Raw genomic sequence first — 12,391 nt, 5'->3', positions numbered from 1 at the left:
CTGCAAGGCTCGCAGCGCTTTCAAGCGCTGCCCCGAGCACCAGCCGCTGCCTCGCAGCGGCTTTTGTATTTTCTGAAATAACGAAGTGGAGAGCCGCATGGTTCCCGTAATCGCCCTGGTGGGCCGACCGAACGTCGGCAAGTCCACCTTGTTCAACCGCCTGACCAGGACTCGCGACGCCATCGTCGGCGACTTGTCCGGTCTGACCCGTGATCGCCAATACGGTGAGGCCAAGTGGCAAGGGCGTTCCTACATTCTGGTCGACACTGGCGGTATCTCCGGTGACGAGCACGGTATGGACGAAAAAATGGCCGAGCAGTCGCTGCTGGCCATTGAAGAAGCGGATGTCGTTCTGTTCCTGGTAGATGCCAAGGCCGGTTTTACCGCCGCCGACCAGATGATCGCCGAGCACTTGCGCAAGCGTAACAAGCGTTCCTACGTGGTCGCCAACAAGGTCGACAACATCGACCCTGAAATGGCCCGCGCCGAATTCGCCCCGTTGGGCATGGGCCACGCGATCCCGATCGCCGGTGCCCATGGTCGTGGCATCACCCAGATGCTGGAAATCGCCCTGAGCGACTTCCCGAAAGACGAAGAAGAACCGCAAGAAGGCGAAGAGGAAGAGATCGTTGCCGAAGGTGAGGAAGCCAAGCGCATTCCTGGCCCAAGCGAAAAAGACGGTATCAAGATCGCCATCATCGGCCGTCCGAACGTCGGCAAGTCGACCCTGGTCAACCGCATGCTCGGTGAAGACCGGGTGATCGTGTATGACCAGCCTGGTACTACCCGCGACAGTATCTACATCCCGTTTGAGCGTAACGACGAGAAGTACACGCTGATCGATACCGCTGGTGTGCGCAAGCGCGGCAAGATCCACGAAGAAGTGGAAAAGTTCTCCGTGGTCAAAACCCTGCAGGCGATCAAAGACGCCAACGTGGTGATCTTCGTGATGGACGCCCGCGAAGGCGTGGTGGACCACGACCTCAACCTGCTGGGTTTTGCCCTTGAAGCAGGTCGTGCGTTGGTGATCGCGATCAACAAGTGGGACGGCATGACGCCGAGCGAGCGCGACTTCGTGAAGGTTGAGCTGCAACGTCGACTGTTCTTCGTCGACTTCGCCGACATCCACTTCATCTCGGCCCTGCACGGCACTGGCGTAGGCAATCTCTACGCGTCGGTACAGAACTCGTTCAAGTCTGCGGTCACCCGCTGGCCGACCAACCGCCTGACCCAGATTCTGGAAGATGCTGTCGGCGAGCACGCGCCACCGATGGTCAACAACCGCCGGATCAAGCTGCGTTATGCCCACTTGGGTGGTGCGAACCCGCCGATCATTGTGATCCACGGTAACCAGATCGAGAAGGTGCCGAAGTCTTACGTCCGTTACCTGGAAAACACTTACCGTCGTGTGCTCAAGCTGGTCGGTACGCCGATCCGCATCGAGTTCAAGGGCGGCGAGAACCCGTACGAAGGCAACAAGAACTCGCTCACCGACCGTCAGGTCAACAAGAAGCGTCGTTTGATGTCGCACCACAAAAAGGCCGACAAGAAGCGCCGCGACAAGCGCTGATCCAGGTGATCATTTCCACATCCTCGCGTGGGAATGATCAACCGCTTTTGTAGGAGCTGGCGAAGCCTGCGATCTTTTGATCCTGGCTTGTGTGATGGCTGAAAAGATCGCAGCCTGCGGCAGCTCCTACAGGGGGCGGTGATAAGAAGGGTGCTCACCAGAGCACCTTTTTTTATGGGCGTCGTTTGGGCTATCCTCGGGCTCTCCCGTGCCGCCGTTAGAGCCGGGTGTAGCCCAGGGAATCACCGATGATCACCAGTAAGCTGCCGAATGTCGGCATCACTATCTTCACGCAGATGTCTCAGCTCGCGGCGCAAACCGGGGCGATCAACCTGTCCCAGGGTTTTCCCGATTTCGACGGCCCGCAGGCCCTGCGCGATGCGGTCGGTCGGCATATCGCCAGTGGCCACAACCAGTATTCGCCGATGACCGGTTTGCCGGCGTTGCGTCAGCAGATCGCGGCGAAGATCGCTCGCAGCTACGGCGCGCATGTTGATGCCGACAGCGAAGTGACGGTCACCCCCGGCGCCACCCAGGCGATCTTCTGTGCGATTCAGGCGGTGATCCACAGCGGCGATGAAGTGATCGTGTTCGATCCGTGCTACGACAGCTACGAGCCCTCGGTCGAGCTGGCCGGTGGTCGCTGTGTGCATGTGCAACTCGGCCTGAAGGACTTCGCCATCGACTTCCAGAAGCTCGCCGAAGCCCTGAGCCCGCGCACGCGGATGATCATCCTCAATACCCCGCACAACCCAAGCGGTGCGCTGATCAGCCGTGCCGAGCTGGATCAGTTGGCGGCGTTGATCCGCGACCGCGACATCTATGTGATCAGCGACGAAGTCTACGAACACTTGGTGTTCGACGGCGTGCCTCACGCCAGCGTATTGGCCCATGAAGAGCTGTATCAGCGCGCTTTCGTGGTCAGTTCGTTCGGCAAGACGTATCACGTCACCGGTTGGAAAACCGGCTATGTCGTGGCGCCGCCGGCCCTTAGCGCGGAGCTGCGCAAGGTGCACCAGTACGTCAGTTTCTGCGGCGTGACGCCGTTGCAGTACGCGTTGGCCGATTACATGGCCGAGCACCCGGAACACGTCGAAGAGCTGCCGGGCTTCTATCAGGCCAAGCGCGATCTGTTCTGCGATCTGCTGACGCCGTCGCGCTTCAGTTTTACCCGCGTGGCCGGTACTTATTTCCAGTTGGTCGATTACTCGCAGATTCGCCCGGACCTCAATGACGTCGAGATGGCGCTGTGGATGACCCGCGAGCATGGCGTCGCGAGCATTCCGATCTCGGTGTTCTACCAGACTCCACCTGAAGGCCAGCGCCTCGTGCGTCTGTGCTTTGCCAAGCGCGAGGAGACCCTGCGTGAAGCAGCGGCAAAACTATGCGTGATTTGAGTACTCTGCCCAATCTGAATCTTGCGCTGATCCAGACCACCCTGGCCTGGCACGATCGTCAGGCCAATCTGGAGCATTTCGAGCCGTTGCTGGAACAGGCTCGCGGCGCGGACCTGATCATCCTGCCGGAGATGTTCACCACCGGTTTCTCCATGGAATCGGAAACCCTCGCCGAGCCGGAAAATGGCCCCACCAGTAAATGGATGCGGGCTCAGGCAGCGAAGCTGGGCGCGGTGGTGACCGGCAGCATCATCGTCCAGGCGGCTGACGGCAGCCATCGCAACCGTCTGTTGTGGGCACGGCCGGACGGGGAGGTGTGGCACTACGACAAACGTCATCTGTTCCGCATGGCGGGCGAGAACAACCACTACACCCCGGGCGAGCGTCAGGTGCAGTTCGAATTGAAGGGCTGGCGAGTGCGGCCGCTGATTTGCTACGACCTGCGCTTCCCGGTCTGGAGTCGCGACCCGCAAGACACTGACTTGCTGCTGTACACCGCCAACTGGCCGGGCGCACGGCGTCAGCACTGGAACCGATTGCTGCCGGCACGGGCGATCGAAAACCTCTGCTATGTGGCGGCGGTGAACCGTATCGGTACCGATGGCAAAGGCTTTGCGTATACCGGTGACAGTCAGGTCCTGGATTTTCAGGGTGAGACGTTGCTCAGCGCAGGCGATGCCGATGGCGTGTTCAAGGTCGTGCTGGACGCGGCGGAACTGGCGGCTTATCGCACACGGTTCCCGGCGAATCTGGATGCGGATACCTTCGAGTTCACCTGACCGATCGTTGAGCACAAAAAAAGGCCCCGAGGTTTTCACCCCGGGGCCTTTTGCATTTTCAGCGAAGCTTACGCCGCTTTCGCTTCCGGCTGGCTCAGGGAGCGGTTCAGTGCGCTGAACAGGGCCTTGAAGCTGGCGGTGGTGATGTTTTCGTCGATGCCGACGCCATGTACCGCACGCTCACCATTCACCCGCAATTCAATGTAGGCCGCGGCCTTGGCATTGGTGCCCGCGCCGATGGCGTGTTCGTTGTAGTCCATGATTTCCACCGGGATCGGCAGGCCGGCCACCAGTGCTTCCAGGGCACCGTTGCCCTTGCCGCGCCAGTGCAGGTTGGTTTCGCCCTGACCTTTGCTGGACACTTCGACTTCCACGGCGCTGTGACCGTTTTCTTCCTGCAAGCGATGGCTGACCAGCGCGTACGGGGTGTTGGCCTGCAAGTACTCGCTGTGCAGCAGCGCGTGGATCTGCTGGGCGGTCATCTCCAGGCCCAGGCGATCGGTTTCACGCTGCACGACCTGGCTGAACTCGATCTGCATGCGACGCGGCAAGCTGATGCCGTATTCCTGTTCCAGCAGGTAAGCGATACCGCCCTTGCCTGACTGGCTGTTGACGCGAATCACCGCCTCGTAGCTACGGCCAATGTCGGCCGGGTCGATCGGCAGGTACGGCACTTCCCACAAGGCGTCCGGTTGCTGCTGGGCGAAGCCCTTGCGGATTGCATCCTGGTGCGAGCCGGAGAACGCGGTGTGAACCAGGTCGCCGACGTACGGGTGACGTGGGTGCACCGCAATCTGGTTGCACTCTTCAACGACTTTACGCACGCCATCGATGTCGGAGAAGTCCAGCTCAGGATCGACGCCCTGGGTATAGAGGTTCAATGCCACGGTGACGAGATCGACGTTACCGGTACGCTCGCCGTTGCCAAACAGGCAGCCTTCGACACGGTCGGCGCCGGCCATCAGGCCCAGCTCGGTGGCGGCCACGCCGGTGCCACGGTCGTTGTGGGTGTGCAGGCTGATGATCACGCTGTCACGACGGTTGATGTGACGGCCGAACCATTCGATCTGGTCGGCATAGATGTTCGGGGTGGCGCATTCGACGGTGGCGGGCAGGTTGAGGATCACCTTGTGCTCAGGCGTCGGGTTCCACACCTCGATCACCGCGTCGCAGACTTCCTTGGCGAATTCCAGTTCGGTGGCGCTGAAGGTTTCTGGCGAGTATTCGAAGGTCCACTCGGTGTCCGGCTGCTGTGCGGCATATTTGACGAACAGCTTGGCGGCGTTCACGGCGATGGCCTTGATCCCGTCCTTGTCCTGGTTGAAGACAATGCGGCGGAAGGAAGGGGAGGTCGCGTTGTACAGGTGAACGATGGCCTTCTTGGCACCGCGCAGGGATTCAAAGGTGCGCGCGATCAAGTCTTCACGGCCCTGGGTCAGCACCTGAATGGTGGTGTCGTCCGGGATGTGGCCGTCTTCGATCAGGGTACGCACGAAGTCGAAGTCGGTTTGCGAAGCGGCCGGGAAGGAGGCTTCGATTTCTTTCACGCCAACGGATACCAGGGTCTTCCAGAAACGCAGCTTCTTGACCGCGTCCATAGGCTCGATCAGCGACTGGTTGCCGTCACGAAGGTCCGAGCTGCACCAGATCGGCGCGACGTCGATGGTCTTCGATGGCCAGGTGCGGTCCGGCAGGTTGATGGTCGGGAACGCGCGGTATTTCGAAGACGGGTCTTTGAGCATGCTCATTGGAAAATCCTTATTGTGTGGGCCGAAAAAAGGCGGCCTGCCGGTGGATCAAATGTTCTGGTAAAGCATCAGACGAGGCACCGCGATTCAGCCTGGCAGTCGTGCACTGACGAGGCACAGGCTGCGGTGCTGGCGGAGCTGAATGAGGGTGTGAGAGGTTTTCATGCCTTCAACCCTAACCGCGGGGGGAAAGGATGGCAAGCAGTCGAAAAACTTTGAGAGGAATCCTCGAAAAGCAGGATTTTGCGAGATTTTATTGCTCGTAGGAAGCTGGATCGTTTTGTTGCTTGCGCAGTGTCTCAGCCATGCGCAATCGATAGAAGAGGGTTGAGTGGGTTGGGAGTGTTCGGTTTATTTGCGAGTTTCGGTGATGCTCAGGCCGTCTTCGCGGGCTCGCCCGCGAAGAGGCCATCAGCCTCAACCACTGCTTATGGCTGAAACGCACCAATGAAAATCGCCGGGTCCACCCGCGCATCGTTCAGGCTGACGTTCCAGTGCATATGCGGCCCGGTCGCGCGGCCAGTTGAGCCGACTTTCCCGACCACGTCACCACGCGCCAGTTGCTGGCCGACTTTCACGTCGATCTTCGACATGTGGCAGAACATGCTGATAAAGCCCTGGCCGTGGTCGACGAACACCGTGTTTCCGTTGAAGAAGTAATTCCCGATCAGGATCACCTTACCGGCGGCCGGGGTTTTAATCGGCGTGCCGGCAGGCACTGCAAAGTCGAGGCCCGCGTGGGGATTGCGTTCTTCGCCATTGAAGAAGCGGCGCACCCCGAACTTGCTCGACAACGGCCCATTGACCGGTTTGTCCAGCAACAGGTTGCTCGGAGTATTCGGGCTGAAGCTGCGGTAAGCCTGAATCTGCTCGGCCAATTCGCCTTCGATACGCTTGAGATTCGCCGGGTTCGGATTGACCTGTTGCGTATTCTTCAGGGTGATGTGCTGTTCCGGGTATTTCTTGTTGCCGACGGTGAAGCTCAGGTTGCGACCACCGCTGCTCAGCGACTGGCTGCCCGGTTTGACCGTCAGCGGCACGCCGACGATGGCCAGCCAGTTGTTCTGCTCCTTGACCACCAATACGGGTTTGCCTTGATAACTGGCTTTCGGTGCCTGGGCGGAGCCGCCCAGATCCACCACGGCCACGCCGCCCGGCACCGGTTTGTTCAACAGACGGGTGATGTAACTGTCGGCGTGGGCGTTGAAGGTCAGGCACAGCAACAGCAGCGGAGCGAAAAAACGCGGCATGGATCAATCCAGTAAAGAAAGGGTGACAGGCGTCAGGTGATTGTCTTCGACCCGCACTTGCAGTTCGCCGTCGCCGAGTTTGGCTTTCAGGCGCTGGCCGGTGTGGGTTTGCGCGGCGCTGCGGATCGCGTTGCCGCGCTCGTCCAGCAGAATGCTGTAGCCACGAGCGAGGGTCGCCAACGGGCTGACCACATGCAGCGTCTGCATCTGACTTTGCAGTTGCAGACGACGGGATTTAAGCCCTTCGCGCATGGCCCGGGGCAGGCGCTCGGCGAGGCTGTCGAGGCGTTGGCGCAGCATCGCCAATTGCCGCCCCGGATGTTGCCCGGCGAGGCGGGTTTCCAGACGGATCAAGCGTTCGCGACGGGTGTTGAGGCTACGTTCGAAGGCGCGGCGCAGACGCATGTCCAGATCATCCAGGCGTTGCGCTTGCTGACGCAGGCGTTCGCCAGGATGGCGCAAGCGGCGAGAGATGCCTTCCAGGCGCAGCCGATCGCGCATCAAGCGGTCACGCATGCGCATCACCAGTCGTCGGTGCAGGCTTTCGACCCGACGCACCAGGTCGCTGGAATCCGGCGCGAGCAGTTCGGCGGCGGCGGATGGCGTCGGGGCGCGGACGTCGGCGACAAAGTCACTGATCGACACGTCGGTTTCGTGGCCGACGGCACTGACAATCGGCGTCACGCAAGCATCCACGGCGCGGGCTACGGCTTCTTCGTTGAAACACCAGAGGTCTTCCAGCGAGCCGCCGCCACGGGCCAGGATCAATGCGTCGAAACCTCGGGCATCCGCCAGTTTCAGTGCTCGGACAATCTGCGCGGTGGCTTCGCGGCCTTGCACGGCGGTGGGGATCAGCGTCAGTTGCACCTGCGGCGCACGGCGGCGGAACACACTGATGATGTCGCGGATCACCGCACCGGTGGGTGAACTGATGATGCCGATGCGTTGCGGGTGCGCCGGCAATGGCACTTTGCGCTCGGCACTGAACAGGCCTTCGGCGCTGAGTTTTTCCTTCAAAGCATCGAAGGCCAGACGCAGGGCGCCATCACCGGCCGGCTCCACGGTGTCGAGAATCAGTTGGTAGTCACCACGGCCTTCAAACAGCGAAACCTTGCCGCGAACCTTGACCGCCAGGCCATCCTTCAGCGCCTGGCGAACCCGTGCCGCGTTCTGCCGGAACAGTGCGCAACGCACCTGGGCGCCGCTGTCCTTGAGGGTGAAATACACATGGCCGGACGCCGGGCGGGCGAGGTTGGAGATTTCGCCTTCGACCCAGATGTTGCTGAACACGTCTTCGAGCAACACCCGCGCGCGGCCGTTGAGCTGGCTGACAGTCAGGACTTCCCGGTCCAGGCCGAGTCTTGCAAAGGGATCTTTAATCATGGGGCGCATGATAAAGGCAATCTCCTGCGCAATGCACGATCCCCTGTTGACCGAGTACATCGGTGATCGAGCGGATGCACGCAAGTCCCGTAGGAGCTGGCGCAGCCTGCGATCTTTTGATCTTCAGCAATTCCAGTTCCGCCGCAAATCAAGATCAAAAGATCGCAGCCTTCGGCAGCTCCTACGTCGATCGAGTGAAGTGTTCGATGAATTGCTGAACCAGCGTCGTGGGACTCTGCCGGCAGGCGAGGGCGACGGTGCTGTGGCAATCCGGATCGGCCAAGGGGAGAAAATGGATGTCCGGTGGCGCGATGTCCTGCATCGATTCCGGTAACAGCGCGATGCCGAACCCGGCCTGGATCAATTGCAGTTGCGTGGTTTTGCGCGACACCACCCGCGCCGCCTTGGGAAAGAACCCTTGGCGCATGCACAACTCGGCAGATAGATAGCTCAGGCCGCCACGCTGTGGATGAGGGATGGAAATAAACGCTTCATCCTTCAACTGTGCCAGATCGATGCCGTGCGTGGACTTATCCACAGCCAGCCGATGATTCGGCGGCACCGCCAGCAACAGACGCTCGCTGTACAGCGGAACAATCTGCACCCCTTCACGCTGACGCAGCACCGGCAGACGCAACAGCCCCACATCAAGGCGACCTTCGGCCAATTCTTCCAGTTGTGCCTCGGAGGACAGCTTGACGATGTCCATCGACACACCGGCATGCTGATCCAGATAAACACTGATACCGCGCAGCAGTCGACCGCTCATCGGCACGGTGCTGGAATGGCTCAGGCGCAAAACGCCCAGTTGACCGCTGCCCACTTGAGTAGCCATCTCGCTGGCCTTGGTCAGTTCGTTCAGCAGGTTTCTGGCCCGAGGCAAAAAGGCTTCACCCGCTGCCGTCAGGCGGGGCTGGCGGGCGGTTCGTTCGAACAGCGGCGTTTGCAGGCGGGTTTCCATGTCCTTGATCTGCCGGCTCAAGGCTGACTGAGCAATAAACAGTCGTTCGGCCGCTGCGCTGAAGCTGCCGCTCTCGGCGATTTCCACGAAGTAACGCAATTGGCGGATTGAAAGCACCAGGTATGCCTTTTTGAGATGGGTGAACGATTTTGAAGATATTAGTCGCAACGTCCGGCGCTGGCTAAAGTCATCACAGGAATAAAAGGAAGCCGTGTCGATGAATGTGCTGGAGTTGTTGAGCCAATGGCCGTGGGGTGTGGTGGATTGGTTGGTGATCGGATTGGGTGTTGCCCTGGCCTACATCGTGTTCGGCATTGCCGGTTTTGGCACCGCGCTGGTGGCGGGGCCGATTCTGATTCTGTTCATGCCACTGTCGAAAATCGTGCCGCTGCTGGTGCTGCTGGATTTCGTCGCCGCGTTCGGCAATCTGCTGCCCTCGCGCCGAGATGTAGAGCGGTCCGAATTGCTGCGACTGCTGCCGTGCATGGCGGTGGGTTGCACGTTGGGGGTGATTTTTCTGCTGAACCTGAAATCCGATGTATTGCTGCTGTTGATGGGGCTGTTTATCAGCGCCTATGCGATTTACAGCCTGTGGATTAAAACCCGTCCGAGGCAATTATCCGCCGGTTGGGCGGTGCCGATGGGCACGGTGGGCGGGATGTTCGGGGCGCTGTTTGGCAGTGGTGGTTTTTTGTATGCGATCTATTTGAACAGTCGGTTGCCCAAGGACGGGGCCCGGGCCACCCAGAGTGCGTTGATCAGTTGCAGCACCGTGGTGCGTTTGAGCCTGTTTGCCGTCGCCGGTGTGTATGCCGAGCTACCCTTGTTGGTGTTGGCGCTGTGTTTGTTGCCGGCGATGGCACTGGGGCTGTGGATCGGCCGACGATTGACCATGAAATTGTCCCGCGAGGCCTTCGTGCGGCTGGTGACCTGGCTGGTGCTGGCCAGCGGGATTGCCTTGATCGGGCGTTATTTGAGTACTTGACCGGATTTCGTCAGGGATTAAGCTGCCGGCCGCCCTGACAATCGGCGCACCGCAGCAACATCCATTTGACGCAGTAGGCTTGCACCATGAATTCGCAAAGCATCATTGTCCCGAAAATCTCCACACTGCCGGTACACGAACCCCGGGCCCGGGCGGTCGTGCGGTGGCTGGTGCGCAAGAACATCATTAAAGAAGAGCTGACCACCTGTGGCCGCACCGGCAATCACATGGCCCACGCCATCGCCGACGGCGCCCGCTCCGTGGTCCTGCACCCTGAAGCGCTGCCGTTTGGCGAGTCGATCAATGGCCTGGAGATCATCACCAAGCGTTGCATCTATACGCCGGCCAAGGGCTTCCTCGAAGAAGCCGGCTGCGCCGAGTGCCGCAAGGAGATCGGCGAAGCGCTGTTCGAAAGCCTGGAAGACTGGATGCCGGGGCGCACCGATAACTTCACCTGCCCTGAATGCGGGCATGAAGACGACATCAACGGCTTTCTGTTTTTGCAGGAATGCGGCTTTTCCAACCTGGGGTTCATCTTCAACAATTGGCTCGAGGCCGGGTTCAAGCAGGACTTTATCGATGAGTTTGCCGATTGGCTGGATCAGCCCGTGAGTTGGGTCAAAGTCGAACTCTAAATGCCGGCGTCGGTCCCCTACGGGGGACAATGTTTCTCCGTATGTCAGTAATGCCAATAATAGACAGAGTTTTACATTGAACCCGAGGGGGTGTCTGACTATAATGGCGCGCTTCCATTTTCCCGCTCGGGAGCCCCCGCGATGCTGCGTATCAGCCAAGAAGCTCTGACATTCGACGACATTCTCCTAGTGCCCGGTTATTCCGAGGTGCTTCCTAACGAAGTCAGTCTCAAGACCCGCCTTACCCGTGGCATCGAGCTGAATATTCCACTGGTTTCCGCCGCTATGGACACCGTTACTGAAGCCCGTCTGGCAATCGCCATGGCTCAGGAAGGTGGCATCGGCATCATCCACAAGAACATGACCATCGAGCAGCAAGCTGCCGAAGTGCGCAAGGTCAAGAAGTTCGAAGCCGGCGTCGTCAAGGACCCGATCACCATCGAGGCTGATGCCACGGTTCGTGATCTGTTCGAACTGACCCGCCTGCACAACATCTCCGGCGTTCCGGTACTGCACGATGGCGACCTGGTCGGCATCGTCACTTCCCGTGACGTGCGCTTCGAAAACCGTCTGGACATCAGTGTCCGTGAAGTGATGACGCCCAAAGAGCGTCTGGTCACGGTCAAGGAAGGCGCCAACAAGAACGATGTGCGTGAATTGCTGCACAAGCACCGCATCGAGCGCGTGCTGATCGTCGACGACAAATTCGCCCTCAAAGGCATGATGACCGTCAACGACATCGAAAAAGCCAAGGCTTACCCGCTGGCCAGCAAGGACGATCAAGGTCGTCTGCGCGTTGGCGCTGCAGTCGGTACCGGTAAAGACACCGGTGACCGCGTAGCCGCCCTGGTCAACGCCGGCGTGGACGTGGTGGTGGTCGACACTGCCCACGGCCACTCCAAAGGCGTGATCGACCGCGTTCGCTGGGTCAAGCAGAACTTCCCTGAAGTGCAGGTCATCGGCGGCAACATCGCCACCGGCGCTGCCGCCAAGGCCCTGGCCGAAGCCGGCGCTGACGCAGTCAAGGTCGGTATCGGCCCAGGCTCGATCTGCACCACCCGTATCGTCGCCGGTGTCGGCGTCCCGCAAATCAGTGCCATCGCCAACGTCGCCGCCGCCCTTGAAGGCACAGGCGTTCCGTTGATCGCCGACGGCGGCATCCGTTTCTCCGGTGACCTGTCCAAGGCCATCGTAGCCGGTGCCTCCTGCGTGATGATGGGCTCGATGTTCGCCGGTACCGAAGAAGCGCCGGGCGAGATCGAACTGTTCCAGGGCCGTTCGTACAAGGCTTATCGCGGCATGGGTTCGCTGGGCGCCATGTCCCAGGCTCAAGGTTCCTCCGACCGTTACTTCCAGGACTCCTCCGCGGGTGCCGAGAAGCTGGTTCCGGAAGGTATCGAAGGGCGTGTTCCTTACAAGGGCACCCTGAGCGCCATCATCCATCAACTGATGGGCGGCCTGCGTTCCTCGATGGGTTACACCGGCAGCGCCGACATCGAAGAAATGCGCACCAAGCCTGAGTTCGTGCGGATCACCGGCGCTGGCATGGCCGAGTCCCACGTTCACGACGTACAGATCACCAAAGAAGCGCCAAACTACCGCGTAGGTTGAGGCTTCAAGCAAATCGTTAAGCAACCGGGGCTGTTCTATTCAGCCCCGAGTTGTTTCTGAATCACGACTGTT

The 12,391-nt window shown here is 60.1% G+C and carries 10 protein-coding genes; 6 read left to right on the top strand and 4 right to left on the bottom strand.

What is annotated here, in order from left to right; translation table 11 throughout:
• The first annotated feature begins 97 nt into the window (after positions 1–97).
• The 3 genes from der (at position 98) to ACCC96_RS21230 (ending at position 3,746) form a co-directional block, all read left to right on the top strand.
• Complete coding sequence (gene der / locus ACCC96_RS21240) at positions 98–1,570, top strand: ribosome biogenesis GTPase Der (RefSeq protein WP_018927059.1); 1,473 nt, start codon at positions 98–100, stop codon at positions 1,568–1,570.
• A gap of 248 nt (positions 1,571–1,818) precedes the next feature.
• Positions 1,819–2,967 (top strand): pyridoxal phosphate-dependent aminotransferase, encoded by a 1,149-nt coding sequence (locus ACCC96_RS21235; protein ID WP_413696822.1) that lies wholly within the window; start codon positions 1,819–1,821, stop codon positions 2,965–2,967.
• A complete protein-coding gene (locus ACCC96_RS21230) occupies positions 2,955–3,746 on the top strand; it encodes an amidohydrolase (protein WP_413696821.1) in 792 nt (263 codons plus the stop codon). The genes ACCC96_RS21235 and ACCC96_RS21230 overlap by 13 nt, the downstream gene beginning before the upstream one ends.
• A gap of 68 nt (positions 3,747–3,814) precedes the next feature.
• Here ACCC96_RS21230 and leuA read toward each other — a convergent pair whose 3' ends face one another.
• The 4 genes from leuA to ACCC96_RS21210 all read right to left on the bottom strand — a co-directional run bounded on the left by leuA (position 3,815) and on the right by ACCC96_RS21210 (position 9,205).
• Entirely contained in the window at positions 3,815–5,494 is a 1,680-nt protein-coding gene (gene leuA, locus ACCC96_RS21225) for a 2-isopropylmalate synthase (protein ID WP_007940449.1), read from the bottom strand.
• Positions 5,495–5,922: 428 nt separating this feature from the next.
• Positions 5,923–6,744, bottom strand: a complete 822-nt coding sequence (locus ACCC96_RS21220; RefSeq protein WP_413696820.1) for a peptidoglycan DD-metalloendopeptidase family protein — start codon at positions 6,742–6,744, stop codon at positions 5,923–5,925.
• 3 nt (positions 6,745–6,747) lie between these two features.
• Positions 6,748–8,127 (bottom strand): exodeoxyribonuclease VII large subunit, encoded by a 1,380-nt coding sequence (gene xseA / locus ACCC96_RS21215; protein WP_018927054.1) that lies wholly within the window; start codon positions 8,125–8,127, stop codon positions 6,748–6,750.
• 181 nt (positions 8,128–8,308) lie between these two features.
• Positions 8,309–9,205, bottom strand: coding sequence for a LysR family transcriptional regulator (locus tag ACCC96_RS21210; protein ID WP_413696819.1), 897 nt, complete (start codon positions 9,203–9,205; stop codon positions 8,309–8,311).
• 100 nt (positions 9,206–9,305) lie between these two features.
• On the opposite strand from ACCC96_RS21210, the gene ACCC96_RS21205 reads away from it, so the two are divergent.
• The 3 genes from ACCC96_RS21205 (at position 9,306) to guaB (ending at position 12,319) form a co-directional block, all read left to right on the top strand.
• A complete protein-coding gene (locus tag ACCC96_RS21205; RefSeq protein WP_413696818.1) occupies positions 9,306–10,073 on the top strand; it encodes a sulfite exporter TauE/SafE family protein in 768 nt (255 codons plus the stop codon).
• 86 nt (positions 10,074–10,159) lie between these two features.
• Positions 10,160–10,708, top strand: a complete 549-nt coding sequence (locus tag ACCC96_RS21200; protein ID WP_258671074.1) for a sugar ABC transporter ATPase — start codon at positions 10,160–10,162, stop codon at positions 10,706–10,708.
• Between the two features lie 141 nt (positions 10,709–10,849).
• The gene (guaB, locus tag ACCC96_RS21195; protein ID WP_007940455.1) at positions 10,850–12,319 is read left to right on the top strand and encodes an IMP dehydrogenase; all 1,470 of its coding nucleotides are present in this window, start codon (positions 10,850–10,852) and stop codon (positions 12,317–12,319) included.
• The last annotated feature ends 72 nt before the right edge of the window (positions 12,320–12,391 follow it).

Source organism: Pseudomonas sp. Pseusp11 (assembly GCF_047304405.1).
Lineage (GTDB): Bacteria > Pseudomonadota > Gammaproteobacteria > Pseudomonadales > Pseudomonadaceae > Aquipseudomonas.
The sequence above is the reverse complement of the archived record's forward strand: the minus strand, read 5'-3'. Positions and strand labels throughout refer to the sequence as shown.

What these genes read in the sequence shown, in the direction of transcription:
- ACCC96_RS21200 (WP_258671074.1), top strand. Translation starts at nt 10,160, where the DNA reads ATGAATTCGCAAAGCATCATTGTCCCGAAAATCTCCACACTGCCGGTA.
- ACCC96_RS21205 (WP_413696818.1), top strand. Translation starts at nt 9,306, where the DNA reads ATGAATGTGCTGGAGTTGTTGAGCCAATGGCCGTGGGGTGTGGTGGAT.
- guaB (WP_007940455.1), top strand. Translation starts at nt 10,850, where the DNA reads ATGCTGCGTATCAGCCAAGAAGCTCTGACATTCGACGACATTCTCCTA.
- der (WP_018927059.1), top strand. Translation starts at nt 98, where the DNA reads ATGGTTCCCGTAATCGCCCTGGTGGGCCGACCGAACGTCGGCAAGTCC.
- ACCC96_RS21220 (WP_413696820.1), bottom strand. Translation starts at nt 6,744, where the DNA reads ATGCCGCGTTTTTTCGCTCCGCTGCTGTTGCTGTGCCTGACCTTCAAC.
- ACCC96_RS21235 (WP_413696822.1), top strand. Translation starts at nt 1,819, where the DNA reads ATGATCACCAGTAAGCTGCCGAATGTCGGCATCACTATCTTCACGCAG.
- xseA (WP_018927054.1), bottom strand. Translation starts at nt 8,127, where the DNA reads ATGATTAAAGATCCCTTTGCAAGACTCGGCCTGGACCGGGAAGTCCTG.
- ACCC96_RS21230 (WP_413696821.1), top strand. Translation starts at nt 2,955, where the DNA reads ATGCGTGATTTGAGTACTCTGCCCAATCTGAATCTTGCGCTGATCCAG.
- leuA (WP_007940449.1), bottom strand. Translation starts at nt 5,494, where the DNA reads ATGAGCATGCTCAAAGACCCGTCTTCGAAATACCGCGCGTTCCCGACC.